This window comes from Duganella sp. Root336D2 (assembly GCF_001425005.1).
In the GTDB taxonomy this organism is placed as follows: domain Bacteria; phylum Pseudomonadota; class Gammaproteobacteria; order Burkholderiales; family Burkholderiaceae_D; genus Rugamonas.
The window spans coordinates 1-20,280 of the sequence record NZ_LMDB01000003.1; the positions used below are offsets into that span (position 1 = coordinate 1).

Sequence of the window (20,280 nt, forward strand, 5' to 3'; positions counted from 1 at the left end):
GCGCTTGCTTGACCACCACCGGCATCACCGAAGCTTGCGGCGCCTCACTGCTTATACGGCGAACCCAATACCCCACTTGGCGCACCGGGTAACCTTCCTCCAGCGCGAATGCTCGCTGCGACATACCGCTCTTGCGCCAGCGCGCTACTCGCTCCCGCCACAGCAATTCCCGTTCAGTGTTTGACATCCCCATCTCCAAAGTAAAAATCAGAGTATGGCTTTGCAAATCACGCTTTCACAGGTGGAACGACTGCACGCTTACNCCGCTCTTGCGCCAGCGCGCTACTCGCTCCCGCCACAGCAATTCCCGTTCAGTGTTTGACATCCCCATCTCCAAAGTAAAAATCAGAGTATGGCTTTGCAAATCACGCTTTCACAGGTGGAACGACTGCACGCTTACGTTCCAAGCGGGTCAGTTACCGTTCGGCTCGTATCGCTTGGATAGGAAAAGGAATGTCGGTCCGCGCCGCCTGCGTGCTCAGACGAAAGCGTCTTTGCATAATCGTCATAAGCGATGGTTGCATAACGATTCGCATTTTCATCCGAAACGCCAGTTAAGAAATAGCGGTTTCTTGGATCTTCGTAATGATACACGCGCGTAGTTAGCAGCGTACCCATCGCATCTTTCACCAAAACCGAGGTTAATCGCTCCGTTCCGGGGATGAGGGTGCCAGGTGATATGGCGGAGAGATCGTATTGATACTGCACGGTGACATCAGGTCCGATTATGGAATCAATAACATAATCGTTGTTCCAAACGACTTGCCACGTCCTTCCGAATGAATCAGTAATTGTTTGCAAATGGTTATTTGCGTCATAAGTAAAAAATTGCCCTACCCCCTCCTTGCTGAAGGAGCTCACCAACCTATAGCGGCTGCCAGTTATCTTATTGAAATAGTCTATCCGTCCAGATGCATTTCTGTGAGCGAATTCACCACCCAAAGCATTTGGTCGCGTGAGGGTCCCCGAATTTATTGTTTGGTCATAAGCCCCATCTGAACGATGAGTGAACACAACAAAGCTTCCGTGATCGCCTTGTACGTAAACTTGGAAAGCGTCGTCTCCTGGACCGCTCGATGTCTCTAAAGTACGGTCAAAATCAAACGACCAGCCAACCCCAAGTGAGCCTGGCCGCACGGTTGTCGAGCGGTAAATACGGGCTATTTGAGGTGAATCTTGAGACACGCCAAGGGGATCGGATTCTGTGCGCACTTGATCTCCTGTCGCCACAACTACAGGATCGCCCTGAACGTATCCTGGCTGGGTGGCTGAACAGGCAAGCGGTGAAGGTGGTTCGGTAATTTTGGTGCAGACCCCCGGCCAACGGACGACATAACCTGATGCACACTCAAGGTAGGTCGATCCGTACCAATTCACTCCACCTACGTTTAAAAAATGAGGATATTTGCAGTCGTACCAAACAAGTGTTGGGTGTCGGCGCATTTCCAGGAGATCCGTTCCCATGTGGTTACGCGCCGTCAACTGGCAGGCAGTAACCGGGTCAGGAGCGTAATTGCCGCTACCGGGTGCCAGATACCACCACCCTAGCGTTCCTTCCGGCAACTGTGCGAATGCGTTTTGTCCGACGGCGATTAAACTCACAACACAAATTGCCAATCTTTTGGCGATACGAATCAGCGCCTGCATATAGATTTTTTCGGCACGCATAAGCTCTCCACACATGAATAGATTCAGCAGATACGGTGATTCGGCTCAGCAACTACATTTAGAATAGACAGCAAAAACATGGGGATTCTCACCAATAATCACAGCTGCCGAGTTATTTTCAACATCCTCTCGGAGAATTGAGTGACGGGTGCTCGGTGACAAGGGGTTACTGCAGAAATGGTCAACTCGACATTGTGGATTTGATGCGACAGTGTCCGTGCCTCGGCTTGAAGGCTGTTAATCCTCAACTTGAGTGCTCAAAGTACGGAATTCAGCGAGGTTCCAGAATAGAGATGGGAAAGCCTTGGAGTTCTAGCTCCTTGGCGCCGAACTACAGGAGTGCTGACAAATCTGCCTTGTAAGATGAATTCGAAGCGATTCAAAAGGCCTTGGCATCGCGCGACTCTAAAGGTGCTGTCTTACAAGGCGGCAGCGACGCCCGATGAGTGACGCGACCTCTTGGACCAACCGCTCTTTGATCGTCCAGTTCCAGAAGCCGAAACCCAAATTTCCGAGTGCCCACGGAACATCGAAATGCCACGCCCCAATGCATTGTTCAACGCCACATGCTGGACACTTCATCGCGCTCTGGTCATCCCCTGCGTGCCATGCACCTACAGCGTCACTCCACGGAAGGATGTCGGGTTCGTGACGCGTTCCGCATGCGGGACACACCAGCGCGTCAATGCCTTGCCCCCCGGCGTCGAACACGCGGCGGCCAATCGCAATCTCCAGCCCGCACTGCGCGGGCCTCGTCTGAAAAGTCAGGTCGGCATCCCATTTGTGGGCCCAGGCACGACTCCACATCTTGTTGCCACGCGAGGAAGCCACCGCATCCGGCAGGATGATCTTCTCCTGCACGAACCAATTTATGACCTGGTCCGCCAAGGTCGCAGCCTCTTCCAGCGACACATCCAACACCACAATCCAATCCACACTGTCGCTCATCCCAGGCACACCAAAAAAGGTTGGCAATCAGCCAACAATACCATACCCAGCGGGGATTGAAGCGTCGCCGATAAACAGGCGCGCACGATTGAAAAGTTGCGAATCTAAGAAACATTAGTCCATTTATAATGTATTGCTTTTTTTGTACGCTTGAGTGACTAGCAACTTGCTGCGTTTCCCGCACTCCAGCGCTTCGCCAGGATTTTTGCCCATGAAACTGAACAGTTTGCCAAACTCGCTCGCGGGGTTGCTGCCGCTCGGATCGTTGGCCGGTACCAGCCGGCCGATCCGTTTGCGCTTGTCGGACACACAGGACGATCTCCTGCTGGTCAAACACGTAAGCGGTTCGGAAACCGTCTGCGGCGGCATCGAATACAGGCTGCTTTGCGTCTCCATGAAGGCCGGCCTGCCGACCAAGCAGTTCATCGCCCTGCCAGCCGAAGTCCAGTTCGTCACCGACAGTGGCGACTTGCGCTCCGTGTGCGGCATTGTCGCCGAAGCCGTCGAAGGTCAAAGCGATGGTGGCCTTGCCACCTACCAGTTGGTCATCCGCGACGCGCTGGCAATCATGGAACTGCGTACGAACACGCGTGTATTTCGCAACGCCAGCGAGATCGACATTACCCAGATGCTTCTAAGCGAATGGTGCCAGCGCACGCCCATGATGGCCCGTGCTTTCGAATTCGACCTCGGCCAGTTGCGCGACTACCCACCGCGCGAATTCACCATGCAGTACAACGAATCGGACGCACAATTCTTGCGGCGCCTCTGGAAGCGGCGCGGCATCGCGTGGTTCATCCGTCCCGGCAAGGCGAGCGGCGACTGTAATGGCGGCGTTCCGGCGCATTCGCTGGTCTTGTTCGACGACGCGACGTCGCTGGAGAAGAATGCCGCCGGCACGGTGCGCTACCATCGCGACGACGGCACCGAAGCCCGCGACAGCATCACTGCCTGGCATGCTGTGCGCTCACTGCGGCCTGGAAAGATCAGCCGTCAGAGCTGGGACTATGCCGGCGGCCAGATGTCGGTAAGCGACGAGTCAGGACGCAACAACCAGGGCGAATGGGGAGACCAACTTGCGGCAATGCTGGCCGACTACCTGGTGGACGTGCCGCATGCCGGCGATACCAGTGCCGACTACAGGAGCCTCGGTACCCTCCGGATGCTGCGCCACGAGTACGAGTCGAAATGCTATCGGGGCGAGAGCGGCGTGCGCGACTTGTGCATCGGCCAATGGATTGCGGTGACCGGGCATGCCGTGATCGATGCCCACCCTTCCGAAGAACGCGAGTTCATCATCACCGAGTTGCACATCGATGCGGCAAACAACCTGCCCAAGGCCCTGAACGACAAGGCGCGCCGTCTGTTCGCCGTAAACCGCTGGCATGGCGCATTGGAACAGGCCAGCGAGGAACGCGGCGTGCGCTATACGAATCACTTCACTTGCGTGCGGCGCGGCACCGCCATCGTTCCGGCCTACGATCCGCGCATCGACCTGCCGCGGACCGAGGCGCAGAGCGTGATCGTGGTCGGCCCGCCCGGCGAGGAGGTGCATTGCGACGAATTAGGACGGGTGAAGATCCGCTTCCCGGCCTATCGGCAGGAAGACCATGCCACCGGCGCAGGCGCTTCTGGCAGCGACCGCGATTCGGCATGGGTGCGCGTTGCCGGCACATGGGCCAGCCGCCAGTGGGGCACAATCTCTCTGCCGCGCGCCGGGGATGAATGCATCGTCACCTTCTTGGGCGGCGATCCAGACAAACCGATCATCACCGGCCGCGTGCATGGCGGGACCACACCACCGCCGACCTTCAGCCACGCTGGAGGGCTGCCCGGAAACCGCTACGTTTCCGGGATCAAAAGCAAAGAGGTCCAGGGTGCGCGTTACAACCAGCTGCGTGTTGACGACACGCCCGGCCAGATCAGCGCGCAGCTCGCGAGTGAGCACGGGCATAGCGAACTGAATCTCGGCTACCTGACCGATCCGCGCTACAACGGCGAGGGCCGCCCGCGCGGTGAAGGCGCGGAGCTGCGCAGCGACCACGCCGTCGCAATCAAAGGGGCGCAAGGTGTCTACATCAGCGCCGATGCGCACTTGCGCGCTGCCGGCCGCCAGCTGGAACGCGATGGACTGACCGGCTTGGCGGACGCCTTGCAGAGCATTCAGCAGCAACTGGCCGAACTGGCCGGCACGCATCACGCCGATGAAGGCGATGGCAAGCCCTTGGCGCAGCTGATTGGCCACCTGAAGCAATGGGAAAAAGGCAGCAATACCGACGGCGGAAAGGGCGATCCCGCCGGCGGTCTGCCCATCGTCGCGGTGAACGCGCCGGCCGGCGCAATCCTGGGTAGTTCCGACAACATCGTCATCGGCGCCCAAACGCACGTGGACGTGGTGAGCGTCGGAAATACGCAGGCTTCGGCGGGCCGCAATTTGCTGCTTCGTGCCGGCCAAAGCGTGAGCGTGTTCGCGCATAAACTGGGCATGAAGCTGATTGCCGCCGCAGGCAAGATCGAAATGCAGACCCACCAGGACGATATTGAACTGACCTCGGCAAAAAAGATCGTGCTGTCGGCCGCTGAAGAGATCGTGATCCAGGCGCCGAAGGTCCGCATCGTCAGCCAGGGTGCGCAGTCAGCATATGGAGGCGGCGCCCTCACCCACCAGCTCAGTGGTGCTTACACAGTCAAGTCTGCCACGTTCGCGCATAGTGGGCCTGGCGACGCCACTCCCCAAGCCCTGAATCTCCCGAAGAGCACCGTCAAAGCTGACGAAAAATTCATCGTCCGCTACATCGGCAGTAACGCGCCGGTAAAAGGCGCGTCTTACATCATCAAACTGAACAACGGCAATGTCATCAGCGGAAAAACCAATGCCGAAGGCGAGACGGAGCTGAGTAAAGAGGAAGAAATGCTCATCGCCGACATTGAAGTCCTTGACGACGCCAAATCAACGAACTGAGAAATGACAGAGAACACACCAACACGAGAAGTCCGATCTGAGTACGATGGCCAGACTGTGCGCGCGAAGTCCGTGCTGTCCCCGGAAGGCTTTCCTGTGCGCGCACTTGTCAAACTCTACCCAAAACGCATCATCCCGATCGTCTTTATTCCCGGAATCATGGGAACAAACCTTCGCGTGAAAAATGGAAAGGGGCATGCGTGGCGGCCACCAAATGGCAAACTGGCAGGTCTCGTCCAAGTTATCCAATACCTGGGCAAAGACGCTGCTGCCAGGAAGAAGGTCCTGCATCCAGATCGGGTCGAGGTCGATGCTGACGGTCCTGTCGGCCTAACCAGCAAGGTTGAGAAGCAATTAAAGGGGGCGCCGGACCTCGATCCTGAGAAGTTGGCACGCCTGTTCGGATGGGGAGAACTCCATCGCGACAGTTACGGACGTATCCTGAATACCCTTCAGGAGCGTTTGCACGACATATTGAAGATCGACGGCACTCCCGATGATGCCTGGGTACAGCTGGTTCTGGAGCAGCAAAAAATCCATCAGTTCGGTGCGGAAAAGTCGTTCGAGGAAATCACGCCCGACGACTTGAAGAGATTTGCCAACGCTGCGTATCCTGTGCACGCCGTTGGCTATAACTGGCTGCAATCGAACAACGTCTCCGTCCTTCGACTGGTCGAGAAAATCGACGCAATTACAGACTTCTACAAAAGCACGTTGAACAAGGACTGCGAGAAGGTAATCCTAATCACCCATTCCATGGGTGGTTTGGTGGCGCGGGCGTGCACGCAGTTGCAAGGCAAAAGCGACAAGGTATTGGGTGTCCTACACGGTGTCATGCCCGCCATCGGCGCACCTGCAACTTACAAACGTATGCGCGCGGGTTTTGAAGGCGTTGAACAAGTTCTCCTGGGCCGCAATGCCGCGGAAGCCACAGCGGTCTTGACGCAAGCTCCTGGCCCAATGGAGTTGCTCCCGACTGCAGAGTATCAGGCAAAGCTGCCTGGTGGCGCCCAACATTGGCTGCGAGCGCACTACAGCAGAGAAAAGATTCCCGAGAACGAGGTAACGTCCTTCCTTGGGCAGGGCGATCCATACGATCAGGTTTATCTGAACAAGGCCGATTGGTGGCGCCTAGTCAAATCGGAATTAATCAACCCTTTAAACGAAGACCGCTCCACTGAACGCAATCAGAGCACTTCCTCCACGACAGACGCGGACTACGCGGACCCCGACTTTGCAAACTATTCGAAAGCGCTGCTTGTCGCGCAAGAGTTTCATAAACGGATAAAAGGGCAATACCACGAAAACTGTCATGCATACTATGCAGCGGACACCGCCCAATCGGCGTGGGGCGAAGTACGCTGGGCAGCCAAAACCGCCGTTCCCGACTTCGTGCAAGGTGAGTTGATCCACGATGATTTGAATGGTGCGGTGAAAGTGAAATTTGGCGAGCAGATATGTGCACTGGAAATTGCAGGTCCCGACATACCTGGCGATGGCACCGTGCCTGAACTATCCGGCCAGGCGCCTAAGCCATTCGTGAGACAAATTTTCCGGCACGAGGGTAAGCGGAAAGGCCACGTAAGTTATGACCATCAAGGCAGCTACAGCAACGACCTAACAGCAGGCCTAACGCTATATTCGATCGTCAAACTGACGCTGAACTCCGGGATCTTAGACGAGGTTAATAATGCTTAGAGCAGGAGAAAAGTTAGGCCAACGGATTGCAACAACGATACTGCTAATGGTCGTGACTGCACAAGTGAGCGCCGCCCCGATTGGACTTCGCAAGGATCAAATGATGGACACAACAAAAAAAGATAGCTGGACCACGCACTGCATTGGCCGATTTCTAATCGATCTTCCCGCAGAAGCGGACTATGTTGGCGGAAGTTATGACTATGCCTTTGCGACTCTTGAACGCAAGCCTATGGGGTTCGACGAGTTCAATCAAGAAGTCAGTTCATTTGAAAAGCGACTCAAGGATACCAAGCATAAGTCAGGGTCCTCACTTCTGTTGAAAAGCACCGCGCCAGACGAGAACACCCGTGTTTTCGGCTATTGGGACAGTGACTATCAGCATATCGCCGTAGATATTGCCGCTTATCGCTGGCTTAGCGGCCAGCGATACCTGCTTCATAAAGGAGCCGATCCGGGTAGGATGGAAAATGCCGTTGTTCGGATGGGAACTATGGTCTCCAAGCTTCAGGCAAGGGGATTGGACGCACCTTCGGTACCTGGCTTTTGCGTTGAGCAAGCAGTCTTCGCTGATGGCGGCACGAGCGGGAACGAGAGTCTGAACATCCGATTTCGGCTCAAGCAGCACCGCGACATCGTCGTTGACCTTTCCACTAATCTCAACGCTGGAGCTCCGCCTGAATCATTGTTATCTCGCAAGCCAAGCGTTTTCAGCGCCTTAGGAATTCTAGGTGCGACCCTCGGTGGAGTTCGCAATATCAAAGAAGGTAACCGAACGGTTGCTGGGAATCCTGGCCAAGAATGGCTAATGAAAGCTCCAAATGACCATGGCCAGCAGGCCCACCTGTTCACTTGGGAAGCGCCGGGATTGCAAGGCGATGAGCTTCATCCCCAGATACGCATCGACCTTCAATCAGGTAATTCCGACGGTGGATTGGACCCTCAGCCGATTAGCCTAACTGACGAGAAAATGCTCGATCTGTGGGAAAGGATCCTGAATTCGCTGCGTCTTCGGCCAACAGATGAAGGCAAAGGCAGTCCAGGCGAAAAGCCATCACCGCGGGCTGATTCCGGCAGTCCGGTACCGCTAGGTGAACTTGCGCGAACCGGAGTGGTTTGCCCGCAGACCGGGTATTGGCAATGCCCCGATCGTGACGTGCATGGTAGCCCCCGTCTCTTCCAGCAAGGCGAAACAATGCCTCCCGCAGTCATCCAGCGTGACCTGTCTTTCATCGAACGTTTAAAGGGCGCCAACGCCCAAATCGACACCAATACCGTCTGGCGACTGGTGAAATATGCCGAAGTCCCAAGCAGCCTGGAGGCACCAACGTTACTGGACGATCGCGGCATGCTATCGAAAGAGACTTGAGCATGCCTAATGTCGTTCGCCTAAATGACCCCACTTCCCACGGCGGCACCGTAGTTATGCGCAACAAACTGTGAATTGTGTGCTGAGCTACTTGCGCCTTTCGAAGGGCTTATCTCCCTAACGGATAGCGAAACCGCGTAAGAACGAAACCAACCAGTCGCGCCTTGACAGCCTAGTATATGTCGTCAGCGGGAAGCGCTCGTCCCAAGCAGACAGAAAAACATGCAGTGCGATCCCTGCCAACATAGGGAGACTGGCCACGCAGATTTCGGCGAGAGCGGCCACGCATGCACTCAGAAACCCTCCCGCGATCCCGTCATCCGCCAAATGGCCGTACATCCATGCAAACGTTGGCACGTAATACTCCCCATGCGTGATCAGGAAGCCGATCACACAAGAAGCGATGAACTGCCAAGGAAAGATCACGCCATTCTTCACATCGTCTTGGGCTAAGAACGCAATCGCTGTTGCGAGTGCAACGGCGATGGTACAAATGATCGTCAGCGAAATATTCATGAACGGCACCTTATTTCTTGGGGCTAGCTCTTACTCCGCATCGCCAGGACCCAGGTATCGGCACAGGAACGGAAAGAGGAACACATGTACAGCCAGTATCGCTGTTTGGAATCCAGTACATTTCGATTGCTGTAGGTTCACAAAAGGGTCAGTTCCGTACGCATCGATGTGGGGAACTCCGACCTTCTTCACCACTTCCGTCCTTCCCGAACTATGCGCCCGATCAATGACCGCCGACTTTACTACGTCGGATTCAAGCATGCAGCTGTTAGCGTTGAACCTATGGGAATGACAATATTCTCTCGCTGGTGTAGTTCGCTTCGCTTCAATACTTTTCCATCGGACGCCGTGACAACGCAGCCAGTATTCTCGAACCGAAAGACGTCTCTGGCGCCACGCTCAGCCGACGCTCCAGCACCCTGTTTTCCGATGAAGCCGATGGCACCTTCGATGCACAGCATAAGCGCCAGTTCATGGCCATGAAGCGCGAGGTACTCCGCATCGGGGGCTACCGCCAGGAGTACTTCATTTCGCACACACAGGAGCTGAGTGAAATGGCGGACGCTGTCATTGATCTCGACCAATACGCCGTCGATGCGGCCTTCTCAGCAACGCAAGCAGTCCACTAGACGAACCGGTTTGCGGCCATAGCATGGAGTCATGGATCACGACAGGAGGAACCCATGAGCCTTTTCGATGAACTGTACACACTGACCCAATCGCGGCGCTTTGCCTAACGCGTGACGCCGTCGTGCTCTTCTTTCACGGTTCCCGTGATAGCCAGCGGAAAATTTGTCCGCCTAATCAACGCCCAAATGTGAAATTCAGCACGTTCGGCCTTACATATTAAGTGTAAGTTCAAAGCAAAGATTACCGACTTTTGTCTGGTTCAGAAGGAGTTCTACCTCCACATACCAAACGTTTGGAGATCCCGCCGGGATTCTTGATCGATTTGCCCATCGTCGGGTTGGCCCGCATTAGCGGGCCATTTTCATTGCCTAGCTCGCGCTCCCTGCCCTTGCTCAATGTCGTTTGCCTGCATCATTTGCGATATCTGCCAATACTCGACCGAAAAAACATACTAAGATGAAAGTTATATGCAGCCATCTCTCGACGATGGAGGTCCAATGCAACAAGAATGCCCTCCTACTCTGGCAGACGAGATCCATGCCATCGACGGCTATACTTACAAATTATTCGTTGAAGCAGTGGCCGATGGATTTCAGGCACAGTTAGTTTGGATCAGCGCCCCTTCAGAGAGGGGCCTTCCCCCGATCGAGACCTTAACTACACCGACCTTTCACGATGCACGAGGGGCGATCATCGAGGCGCGCTCGCTGGCACTGGAATATGTTCTCGCATGGCGGACGCAATAACCTCCTTAGCAAACCGTTTCAGGCCCAGTCCAACGGGTCGCTGTCCGATCAAATACGACCGCCATAATTCTGTCCGACTTGATCCACACCCAACCGTCTTCTTCAATTTGTCCATGCACTGCGAAAAATTCTCTCGCGGTGAACGACGTGGATTGCGACCTGCTGGCCATCACCATCTGCACGCTGCCGGCCAATGGCCTTGCACTTCGCTCGCTCGGGGCCAGACATGGCGACGCAATATCGCCAAATTTCCTATCTATAATGAAAGTACGGAGGCAACTTTAGATTTCAGGGGTCATGATTCGGCTAAGTTAGGTGTCCACTGGCCCGGTCCTCAAAATTCGATAAGGCGCTGCTGAAGCAGAGAGGAAATTTGCCATGCTGCACGAATTCCTTACGCATAATCGCTGCGAGCTCATCGCTCGTTGTCGGGCAAAAGTTGCCAAACGGGAGCACTTCGCGACTGCCGAGCAATTGCAGAATGGCGTGCCGATATTTCTTGAGCAGCTGATCCGCATCCTGCTGTCGGAACAATTGAATCAGGTCCTCGAAGGTCGATTTATTTCCATTATCCAGGATAGCGGGGTCGGCAACGGCGAGGTAGGGGTATCCGCAACACTTCATGGCGAAGACATGCTTGCCCTGGGATTTACGGTGGATGAAGTCGTTCACAACTACGGCGATTTGTGCCAGGCGATAACCGATCTGGCGGTCGAGCGTGACGCTCCTTTTTCCGTCGATGAGTTCCGGACCTTGAATCGCTGTCTTGACAACGCCATTGCCTATGCGGTGACCGCGTTTAGTTTTAAACACGATTTTATTGAGTCAGACCGGCACGATGCCGAAGAGAACAAACGGATGGGCTTCTTTGTCCATGAGTTACGCAACTTGCTTGGTACTGCCAAGTTGGCGTATTCAGCCTGCAAGACCGGCAATCTCAGCCTGGGAGGTGCCACAGGGGCTATATTAGAGCGAAGCTTAGATGGCTTAGGAAGCATGATTAATGGCACCGTATCGCTGGTACGTCATGGACACCAACTGGGCATAGGGAATCTCATATCCCTTGCCGAGTTTGCCGCTGAGGTCGAAGCGACGTCCGCACTGGCGGCAGTTGCGAAAGAGTGCCGACTGAACATTTTGCCAGTAGATCCACGATTGGCCATCCAGGGGAATCGGCCGATGCTTCTGGCTGCAGTCGTCAACTTACTGCAGAATGCCTTCAAATTCACGCACTTGCACACTGAGGTAACGATGGTATGTCACGCCGTCGATGACAGTGTGCTGATCGAGGTTGCTGACCATTGCGGCGGACTTGGCGCCGACTTAGCCAATCGGATGTTCCAGCCATTTGTGCAAGGCGGCGCGGACCGCTCGGGTCTTGGGTTGGGGCTGACCATCGCTCAACAGTTTGTCGTCGAAAATGGAGGTCGCCTCAGCGTTCGTGATATGCCTGATGTTGGCTGTGTATTTACCATTACGCTCCCACGCCATGCCATGCCGGTCACCTTGAAATAGCCGACGACACTTTATTCGCCAGCTGGGGGCGTGGGTTGCGCTCGACGGATGACGTATTGTTCCGAAAGCGTCGTGTTACATTGATTTCTTAGTCAGCCAGGCGCTCGCCACATCAACGCAGATGCCCAAGTTTTGGGCGCGAACTATAACTCAGCTGTCGGGCAGGCGTATTGCTGGTGTCCTGCGACTCTGATGCATATGGTAACTCATGATGCGGGCTGGCACATTCGTGCTTGCGGTGCTGGTCCTGGGAGGCAGACAGGACACGTGCGATCGTCTCGTTACGCAATCTCTGGTTATGAAGATATGTTTCTGCAAAAGACAAGCCATGCGTGCAGACCAGATCAATGGCATGATCGATGACCGTTGCCTTCACGCACTCATGCCGACGCTCTGGGGAGAATGACATGGCAATGCACCAAGTGGTTTCGACTAAATCACGATAGCACGAATCGCGTCCTCACATGATTGCTCCTTCGAATGGGACAGGACATCGATCCAGACCTTGCCTATCGGCGCTTGGCATGGGGAGTCCGCTCGGCCAGTGTCACACTCTGGTTGAGGTAAACAGTGATTTTTCCTGGTATCGAGAACAGCTCGGCTACGGCACAAATGAGCTTTGGTTTTTGGACGTTGGCAGTTCCGATCATCATCGCGCTGTTCGTTGCTTACCACCTCTTCTTCCGCCGGAAGTAACCAGGAAAATAACACATGTCAACGATACATATCACTGACGAAGAAAATTCGGCGGCGGAACAGCAGCAGGAATCCACTGCGGCGCCGCGTAAGAGCCGAGCACGGCGTCAAGCGTCAGATCGCGCGCCATGGAACCCGGAACGAGCCAAACGCGCTGAGGACGAGGCTTATTTCCGCCTGCTGGAGAGGCAGGAAGTGAGCGACGCCATCCACGAATTGAAGCGCACGCAAGAGATTCGTGACAGCGTTAGTCGAAAGCTTTGCGGAGGTTCCCATGCAGCCACCGTCGAACTCCTATCACGCTGCGAGTGCGAACTCGCGGGCGCGAAAGCTGCTGTACTCGAACTGGTTCAAAAGAATCCACGACTCGCTAGACATCCATCGGTTGCCGCCTTGACGGCAACATTGAACAGTTAGGAAAATCACCTGCGCCCTGGCGGCGCCGCACCTGAACCGCACGGCCCGCATGCCGGGCCTAAGGAAAATATCACATGTTTGGATCGCGGCAAGAAACGCAACATTCCGGAACCGTTGAGCGCATCGGCTTCGCTTACACGGGTGAAAATTCGGGCCGGTATGTACTTCTTCTCCACGGTGAAGCGACGCCCATTGTACTGCAGGGCGGGGCCATGTTTGGCGAGTACGAGCGCGTGATCGAACTCCCTGCGCTCACAGCACCTGGTGACAAGGTCGAGGTCACTTTGAAAGGCAAGTGGCTAAAATGCGTTAGTAACGAGACTCAGCAGAAGCGCCTTACTGCGTAACTAACCTCGATGGAAAAACGCCGTGAGCATCAACGACAAAGAGGTAGCAGAAAACGAAGCACTTAAGGATGCCCTCAAAGCGCTCCAGCGGGACCGAGAGCTGTGCAAGCAAGCAGGATACGGCAGCATCGTTCTCGGCCTATTGTTCGATGCACAGTGCGAAACACAATATGCACCGAATACCCGCCTTGGGCGGAATTAAGGAGGAAGCTCATGCTCGAATTCGACCCTATGCTGGCCTCATGCCCATTTTGCGGTGGTCCAGCGGGTTTCTATCGGGAGGCCCAAGGTAATTTTCGGAACGGCATCGAAGAACCGGTGAACGCCTGGCTGGCGGGCTGCATCGGCAATACTTGCGCGGTCCACGTAGACACGGAAGGAGACGAAAGCAAAGAAGGAGCCGCTGCAAAATGGAACGCCCGGCGGGCCTCGCCGGCCACTCTCCCGCCGCAAATTCATTCAGACCTTCGCATCGCATGGAAGCTGCTGGTAGACGCCGGCCATGTGGATGCGGCACAGCGCATTTTCCAGTTTATTCAACTTACCGCAGCGGGTGGTGCCCGCACCTAAAATCGAGAAATACGCACACCTGTACCGCCACGGCTCGGACGACGGGCATGTGAATTGAGCGGTTCGTTATGGAGCTGGCCGACAGGAAAGAGTACACATGAGACTATCCGCTGCACTCATGGGGAAAGGCCTTCCTCGGCCTTTTTGGTGCGCGGTGGTACCGGAATTTCCCAAGACCTCATCTGCTCGGATGGGAAAGGGCGCATGTGCGCTTCGTCCAGTACGACGAGATCCCATGCAATTGCTTTGATGTCGTTTGCCTTGGATTTGGCAAACTGATAGGAACAAATGAGCGGACCGTCCTCGAAGTGGAACGGATTTCCTCCGCCTTGCTTCCGGATGGCGGCAAAGTTCTTCGCTTCTAATATCAGGCCCCGGAGACCAAATTTCTCTTGCAGTTCCTGATGCCACTGTTTTCGAAGATTCGCTGGAACAACGATGAGAATCTTACGGCGCCGCTCCGCCCACCGTTGTGTAATGACGAGACCGGCTTCAATCGTCTTGCCTAGCCCGACTTCGTCAGCAAGAATCACCCCGCGTGACAAAGGATTGCGGCATGCGAACAGCGCGGCTTCAACTTGATGAGGATTAAGATCAACCTGTGAGTCGACCAGCGTTGTCGCAAGCGATTCCACTGTGTCGCCAGCTGCGCGCCTTGTCAGCAGCCAGGCCAAATATTTACGTTGATGCGGTGTAATGCGTGATCCGTCAACCTGGCTCAAAGGTCCTCCGCTGTTCGATACTTGTTGCCACTCTGTCCAATTTTCCCATATGCAGCGCTTTCTGACCAGCATCAGAGTTAGCTAGGATGAACTTTTAGTTACATGTGGCGATCAGAGCAACTAGGCGCAAGTTCAGTTGCCTAAACGACACTAAAACAGCGCCGCCTACTGCCTTGGAATCAGGTTTCCACACTTTTTCCACACCAAACAAAAAAGGCCTGCGACATGAATTCGCAAGCCTTTGATTTGTTTGAGTATTCTTGGTGGGAAGTGCAAGTTTCGAACTTGCGACCCCTGCAGTGTGAATGCAGTGCTCTACCCCTGAGCTAACCTCCCGAAGTGGCGCTATTATAGACTAGGGTTGCGCCAAACACAAGTTCCCTTGACTGCCTTGTCCAGACCGTCCAGCAGTGCGTTGTGCTCCGCCTCTTCCGTTTCGCTGGCGCGCAACACGATGACTTCAGCCAAGGCAATTTCCGCCATGGCAATGCCGCTGCCGGTTTCTTCGATGACGATGTCCATGCCCAGGCTGTTCTGGCCACGGGTCATGGCCAGATAAACATCGGCCAGCAACTCGGCATCCAGCAGTGCGCCGTGCAGCTTGCGGTGGGCGTTGGAGATGCCGAAGTGTTCGCACAGCGCATCCAGCGAGTTACGTTTACCTGGGCGCATCTCCTTCGCCTGCACCAGGGTGTCAATCACACCGCCGATGTGGGAATCGAAGGTCGGAAGCTTGAGCATATTGAACTCGTGGTTCAAAAAGCCCAAGTCAAACGGTGCATTGTGAATGATGACTTCCGCACCCTGGATATAAGTGCGCAGATCCTCCACCACTTCATGGAAGCGCGGTTTATCGCGCAGGAATTCGGTGGTCAATCCGTGCACCGCCAATGCGCCCTCTTCCGAATCACGCTCAGGATTGATGTAGACGTGGAAGTTATTCCCGGTCAGTTTGCGTTCAAACAGCTCAACGCAGCCAATTTCAATGATTCGGTTACCCTGTTTCGGGTTAATGCCGGTAGTTTCGGTATCGAGGACGATTTGACGCATAAATTCACGAATATGTTCGTAGCAAGCGGCGAAGTATAGCAGGCCTTATTTGCGACGGACCGTTTCCACGCCCATGTTGGCCAGTTGGTCGGCGCGCTCGTTGCCTGGATGGCCGTTGTGGCCGCGCACCCAGCGCCAATCGACGGTGTGTAAGGCTTGCGCGGCGTCCAGCGCTTGCCACAGGTCGGCGTTCTTGACCGGCTCCTTGGTCGAAGTCTTCCAGCCTCGCGCCTTCCAGCCGTGAATCCATTCGCTGATGCCCTTCTGGACGTACTGGCTATCGGTGTGCAGCACTACTTCGCAGGGGCGTTTGAGGGCTTTCAGCGATTCGATCACCGCGGTCAGCTCCATGCGGTTATTGGTGGTATTCAGCTCGCCGCCGAACAGTTCTTTCTTTGCGTCGCCCGCGATCATCAATGCGCCCCAGCCGCCGGTGCCGGGATTGCCCTTGCATGCGCCGTCGGTGTAAATCTCTACTTTATCCATCGAGTCTTTCTTTGTGTTTGTTGGTGGCCGGGACAGGTACACCTGCCTTGGCCGTTTTCTGTTTCCAGGCCGGTCCGATCAGGCGCATGCCTTTCACGCGCTTGATCGCCTGCACCATATAGACCGCACCGAAATACGGCCAGTAATTGGGGCCGGCGCGGTCCATGAAGTTGTAGCGTGCCAGCCAGCGGTCGGTGCGGCATGCCGGAGCGTAGCAACCCAGGTGCGTATGGCTGACGCCCATATTCAGCAATTTTAACCAGTCCTTAATACGCGGCATGGAGATGAACTCACCTGCTTTCGGCAGGTAGTGCGATCCGGTCAGGCGGCCGCTCAACTGGCGCAATCCCCACAGGCTGGCGGGATTGAAGCCGCAAACGATGACCTGGCCTTCGGGAATCAGCACCCTTTCCACTTCGCGCAGCACCTGGTGCGGTTCGGCGGAGAATTCCAGCACGTGCGGCAGCACCACCAGGTCCATGCTGTTGGTGGCGAATGGCAGTTCCACGCTGTCCAGTGTGACCGCGACCGCGCGGCCGGCGCCGGAATGACGCGGGTGCAGGCGGATGTCGGCCAGCCACTGGTGCGGCATGCGGTTGGCGGCCAGGGCGTCGATTTGCGGCATCCCAATCTGCACGGCATTGAAGCCGAAGATATCCGCCACCATCTTGTCCAGGCATGCCTGCTCCCAGGCGCGCACGTATGCACCCGGCGGTGTTTCCAGCCATTTGTCGAACGCTATAATGGATTCGTCGGATGTTGCGCTATCCATGCATTCCCTTTACTGAGCCCATGAGCAAACCTGTTTCTGTCCTGACCGTGCCCGCCTTCAAGGATAACTACTTGTGGCTGGTCCACGATGGCCGCAATGCTGCGGCAATTGATCCCGGCGATGCGGCGCCGATTCTTGCCGCCCTGCAGCAGCATGGCCTGACACTTACCGCCATTCTACTCACCCATCACCATGCTGACCATATTGGGGGCGTGCCGGGGCTTTTGGCCCATTTCCGGGTGCCCGTTTTCGGTCCTCGCCATGATGGTATCGCAGCAGTGACCGTTCCGCTGGGTGAAGGCGACCATCTAGAGGTGCCGGGGCTGGACCTGTCATTCAGGGTGCTGGACGTGCCGGGCCACACCCTCGGCCATATTGCTTATGTCCGGGATGGCGCTGAGCCTTGGGTATTTTGCGGCGATACCCTGTTCGCTGGCGGTTGCGGACGACTGTTCGAGGGCACTCCGGAGCAGATGGTCAGCTCTCTCGGCAAGCTGGCGGCGCTGCCGGATGCGACCAAGGTGTTCTGCGCCCATGAATACACGCTGTCCAACCTGCGTTTCGCCAGTGCGGTGGAACCGGGGAATCCAGCCCTGGGTGCCCGGGTGGCGGTCGATACTGCGACACGCGAGCGCGGCCAGCCGACCGTACCAAGCACCATTGGCCTGGAACGCGCCACCAACCCTTTCCTGCGTTATCGTGAGCCTGAAATCGCTGCCCAGCTGCGCGAGGCCGGTAAACTGCGCGGCGGCGAGCCACCGGTTGCCGTCTTCGCGGCGCTAAGGGAGTGGAAAAATAACTTCTGACCTGAGGAGATTTATGCAAACCGTCCGCATGTATGTTGATCCCATCAGCCCTTTCGTGTGGCTGGCAACCAAGCAGATTGCCCGCATCGAGGCGGCTGGCGTGCAGGTTGAAATGGTGCCTGTTTTGTTTGCAGCGATGCTGAACAAGCATGGCTTGGTGGGGCCGGCGGAAGTGCCGGCGAAACGGGTGCTGACTTTCCGCGATGTGATGCGGCAGGCGTCTGCGCAGGGGCTGGAGTTTGCGGGGCCGCCGGGGCACCCCTTCAATCCCCTGCCAATGCTGCGGATGGCGACTGCGATTAGCGGTCGTGCGGAGCGGATTGCGTTTGTGACTGCGGTGATGGCGGCGACCTGGGAACTGGGGCAGGATGCGCAGGATTTCGCAGTGTTGGCGCGGGTGGCGCGCGATTGCGGACTGGATGCGGATACGTTGGTTGCTGCTGCTGGGACGCCGGAGGTGAAGGCGGAACTGGCGCGGGCGACCGAGCAGGCCATCAATGATGGCATTTTTGGTGTGCCGAGTTTTGTTTTTGAGGGGGAGCTGTTCTGGGGGGCGGATCGCGTCGACAGCTTGCTGCACCGGATTGCGGGCCATCGTATCGATGAGGCGCGCTTGCAGGAGTTTCTTGACAGGGCGCCTCTAGCTACTCGTCAAAACCGCTAAACCTGGGTCTGACCCAAAGGGTCAGACCCCGAGTGCGCACAACCGACGTCGCTGGCCTGCGGGCAGACAGGGTCAGACCCTCGGGTCTGACCCTGGTTTACCGGTTCAGATTTCTTCGTACAGCGGCAGCGTCAGGAATTCTTCAAACGCTTCCGAAGTCGACATCTTCTCGAAGATCTGTGCCGCGCGATCGTAGGCTGGGGTGGAGCCATCCGGAGCGGTGGTTTTCACCTTCGCCAATTCCTCGGGAATCATCGCACGCACCATGTCCGCCGTCACCTTGCTGCCGTCTTCCAGCACGCCCTTCGACGAACGGATCCACTGCCATACTTGCGAGCGCGAGATTTCCGCGGTCGCAGCATCTTCCATCAGGTTATGGATCGGCACGCAGCCGTTACCATTCAGCCAGCTACCCAGGTAGTGGATGCCGACGTTGATGTTGTAGCGCAGGCCAGCCTCCGTGATCGGCGCTTCCGGCTTGAAGTCCAGCAGTTCGGCGGAGGTGACTTCCACGTCCGGGCGCTGTTTGGAAATCTGGTTCGGCGCATCGCCCAGCACTTTCTTGAACTCGCCCATGGCCAGTTCCACCAGGCCCGGGTGAGCCACCCAGCCGCCGTCGTAGCCGTCGGTCGCATCGCGCGCCTTGTCGTTGCGCACACCGCCCATCGCCACTTCGTTCTTTTCCGGATCGTTCTTGATCGGGATCAGCGCAGCCATGCCGCCGATTGCTGGTGCATTGCGCTTGTGGCAGGTCTTCAACAGCAGCAGTGCGTAAGCGCGCATGAACGGCGCAGTCATGGTGACTTTGGCGCGGTCGGCCAGGCAGAAGTCCTTGTCCAGCTTGAATTTCTTGATGCAGCTGAAGATGTAGTCCCAACGGCCGGCGTTCAGGCCGGAGCTGTGTTCACGCAGCTCGTACAGGATTTCGTCCATCTCGAAGGCCGCCAGGATGGTTTCGATCAACACGGTCGCTTTGATGGTGCCTTGTGGCAGGCCCAGTTCATTCTGGGTCATTACGAAGATGTCGTTCCACAGGCGGGCTTCCAGGTGCGATTCCATCTTCGGCAGGTAGAAGTATGGGCCGGCGCCGCGCGCCAGCTGCTCTTTCGCGTTATGGACCATGAACAGGGCGAAGTCGAAGATGCCGCCCGAAACACGCTTGCCGTCGACGGTCACATGTTTTTCGTCGAGGTGCCAGCCACGTGGACGCACCACCAGGGTGGCGGTCTTTTCATTCAGCTTGTAGGATTTGCCGTTCTGTTCCAGCGTGATGGTCTTGCGCACCGCGTCCTGCATATTGACCTGGCCGGAGATCTGGTTATCCCAGTTCGGCGAGTTCGAATCTTCGAAGTCGGTCATGTAGGAGTCAGCGCCGGAGTTGAGCGCGTTGATGACCATCTTGCGGTCGACCGGGCCGGTGATTTCCACGCGGCGGCATTCCAGGGCCTTAGGAATCGGAGCGATCTTCCAGTCGCCATTGCGGATATGGGCGGTTTCGGCCAGGAAGTCCGGGCGCTCGCCGGCATCGAGGCGCTTGGCGCGCTCAACGCGCTTGGCCAGCAATTCCTGGCGGCGCGGCTCGAATTCGCGGCTCAGCTTGGCCACCAGGGCCAGTGCCTCCGGGGTCAGCACGCGTTCGAAACCTGGCTTGATTTCACCTGTGATTTGCATACCTGCTGGCAGAGTGATGCTCATAGT

The 20,280-nt window shown here is 56.3% G+C and carries 19 protein-coding genes, 1 tRNA gene and 2 pseudogenes; 12 read left to right on the top strand and 10 right to left on the bottom strand.

The genetic code is table 11. The features are described 5' to 3' along the window. The 3 genes and pseudogenes from ASD07_RS05045 to ASD07_RS05055 form a co-directional block, all read right to left on the bottom strand. Nucleotides 1-187, bottom strand: a pseudogene (locus ASD07_RS05045) (hypothetical protein); the annotation flags it as partial. A 209-nt stretch (nt 188-396) separates the two neighbouring features. Beyond that, nucleotides 397-1,668 carry a DUF6531 domain-containing protein gene (locus tag ASD07_RS30680; protein WP_156397879.1) on the bottom strand — a complete coding sequence of 424 codons (1,272 nt, stop codon included), beginning with the start codon at nt 1,666-1,668 and terminating at the stop codon, nt 397-399. Nucleotides 1,669-2,073: 405 nt separating this feature from the next. After that, a complete protein-coding gene (locus ASD07_RS05055) occupies nt 2,074-2,616 on the bottom strand; it encodes a hypothetical protein (RefSeq protein ID WP_055926286.1) in 543 nt (180 codons plus the stop codon). Between the two features lie 211 nt (nt 2,617-2,827). Here ASD07_RS05055 and ASD07_RS05060 point away from each other — a divergent pair, with 211 nt between their 5' ends. From ASD07_RS05060 to ASD07_RS05070, 3 genes are read left to right on the top strand one after another with little or no spacing between them, the layout of a single operon-like run. Next, the gene (locus tag ASD07_RS05060; RefSeq protein WP_082507140.1) at nt 2,828-5,578 is read left to right on the top strand and encodes a type VI secretion system Vgr family protein; all 2,751 of its coding nucleotides are present in this window, start codon (nt 2,828-2,830) and stop codon (nt 5,576-5,578) included. A 3-nt stretch (nt 5,579-5,581) separates the two neighbouring features. Next, nucleotides 5,582-7,276, top strand: a complete 1,695-nt coding sequence (locus ASD07_RS05065; protein WP_055926292.1) for a triacylglycerol lipase — start codon at nt 5,582-5,584, stop codon at nt 7,274-7,276. A 46-nt stretch (nt 7,277-7,322) separates the two neighbouring features. Continuing rightward, nucleotides 7,323-8,645 (top strand): T6SS immunity protein Tli4 family protein, encoded by a 1,323-nt coding sequence (locus ASD07_RS05070; RefSeq protein ID WP_055926295.1) that lies wholly within the window; start codon nt 7,323-7,325, stop codon nt 8,643-8,645. Between the two features lie 117 nt (nt 8,646-8,762). Here ASD07_RS05070 and ASD07_RS05075 read toward each other — a convergent pair whose 3' ends face one another. Continuing rightward, entirely contained in the window at nt 8,763-9,161 is a 399-nt protein-coding gene (locus tag ASD07_RS05075; protein ID WP_055926299.1) for a hypothetical protein, read from the bottom strand. Between the two features lie 473 nt (nt 9,162-9,634). Between ASD07_RS05075 and ASD07_RS29930 the strand changes: the two genes are divergently transcribed. The 7 genes from ASD07_RS29930 (at nt 9,635) to ASD07_RS05105 (ending at nt 14,082) form a co-directional block, all read left to right on the top strand. Continuing rightward, nucleotides 9,635-9,790, top strand: a complete 156-nt coding sequence (locus tag ASD07_RS29930; RefSeq protein ID WP_200953761.1) for a hypothetical protein — start codon at nt 9,635-9,637, stop codon at nt 9,788-9,790. A 498-nt stretch (nt 9,791-10,288) separates the two neighbouring features. Continuing rightward, complete coding sequence (locus tag ASD07_RS05080; protein WP_057245901.1) at nt 10,289-10,537, top strand: hypothetical protein; 249 nt, start codon at nt 10,289-10,291, stop codon at nt 10,535-10,537. 378 nt (nt 10,538-10,915) lie between these two features. Next, entirely contained in the window at nt 10,916-12,052 is a 1,137-nt protein-coding gene (locus tag ASD07_RS05085) for a sensor histidine kinase KdpD (protein WP_055926304.1), read from the top strand. 711 nt (nt 12,053-12,763) lie between these two features. After that, nucleotides 12,764-13,165 carry a hypothetical protein gene (locus ASD07_RS30685; RefSeq protein WP_156397880.1) on the top strand — a complete coding sequence of 134 codons (402 nt, stop codon included), beginning with the start codon at nt 12,764-12,766 and terminating at the stop codon, nt 13,163-13,165. 74 nt (nt 13,166-13,239) lie between these two features. Further along, nucleotides 13,240-13,512: a hypothetical protein gene (locus tag ASD07_RS05095; protein WP_055926310.1), complete on the top strand. Its 273-nt coding sequence runs from the start codon at nt 13,240-13,242 to the stop codon at nt 13,510-13,512. A 22-nt stretch (nt 13,513-13,534) separates the two neighbouring features. Next, nucleotides 13,535-13,714 carry a hypothetical protein gene (locus tag ASD07_RS05100; RefSeq protein ID WP_055926313.1) on the top strand — a complete coding sequence of 60 codons (180 nt, stop codon included), beginning with the start codon at nt 13,535-13,537 and terminating at the stop codon, nt 13,712-13,714. Nucleotides 13,715-13,725: 11 nt separating this feature from the next. Beyond that, nucleotides 13,726-14,082: a Lar family restriction alleviation protein gene (locus ASD07_RS05105; RefSeq protein ID WP_055926316.1), complete on the top strand. Its 357-nt coding sequence runs from the start codon at nt 13,726-13,728 to the stop codon at nt 14,080-14,082. Between the two features lie 206 nt (nt 14,083-14,288). Here the strand turns inward: ASD07_RS05105 and ASD07_RS05110 are convergent. From ASD07_RS05110 to ASD07_RS05130, 5 genes and pseudogenes are all read right to left on the bottom strand, one after another. Continuing rightward, nucleotides 14,289-14,780 (bottom strand): annotated as a pseudogene (locus tag ASD07_RS05110) (SNF2-related protein); the annotation flags it as partial. A gap of 285 nt (nt 14,781-15,065) precedes the next feature. Beyond that, a tRNA-Val gene (locus ASD07_RS05115) sits at nt 15,066-15,140 on the bottom strand. Between the two features lie 12 nt (nt 15,141-15,152). After that, on the bottom strand, nt 15,153-15,854 hold the full coding sequence (gene dnaQ, locus ASD07_RS05120) for a DNA polymerase III subunit epsilon (RefSeq protein WP_055926322.1): 702 nt from the start codon (nt 15,852-15,854) through the stop codon (nt 15,153-15,155). A 45-nt stretch (nt 15,855-15,899) separates the two neighbouring features. Next, nucleotides 15,900-16,340, bottom strand: a complete 441-nt coding sequence (gene rnhA, locus ASD07_RS05125; RefSeq protein WP_055926325.1) for a ribonuclease HI — start codon at nt 16,338-16,340, stop codon at nt 15,900-15,902. Continuing rightward, nucleotides 16,333-17,112, bottom strand: a complete 780-nt coding sequence (locus ASD07_RS05130) for a class I SAM-dependent methyltransferase (protein WP_055926328.1) — start codon at nt 17,110-17,112, stop codon at nt 16,333-16,335. The genes rnhA and ASD07_RS05130 overlap by 8 nt, the downstream gene beginning before the upstream one ends. A gap of 20 nt (nt 17,113-17,132) precedes the next feature. On the opposite strand from ASD07_RS05130, the gene gloB reads away from it, so the two are divergent. Then, nucleotides 17,133-17,918, top strand: a complete 786-nt coding sequence (gene gloB, locus ASD07_RS05135) for a hydroxyacylglutathione hydrolase (protein WP_055926331.1) — start codon at nt 17,133-17,135, stop codon at nt 17,916-17,918. A gap of 13 nt (nt 17,919-17,931) precedes the next feature. Further along, entirely contained in the window at nt 17,932-18,582 is a 651-nt protein-coding gene (locus tag ASD07_RS05140) for a 2-hydroxychromene-2-carboxylate isomerase (RefSeq protein ID WP_055926334.1), read from the top strand. Between the two features lie 105 nt (nt 18,583-18,687). On the opposite strand, the gene aceB is transcribed toward ASD07_RS05140, so the two are convergent. After that, a complete protein-coding gene (aceB, locus tag ASD07_RS05145) occupies nt 18,688-20,277 on the bottom strand; it encodes a malate synthase A (protein ID WP_055926336.1) in 1,590 nt (529 codons plus the stop codon). Nucleotides 20,278-20,280: the final 3 nt, after the last annotated feature.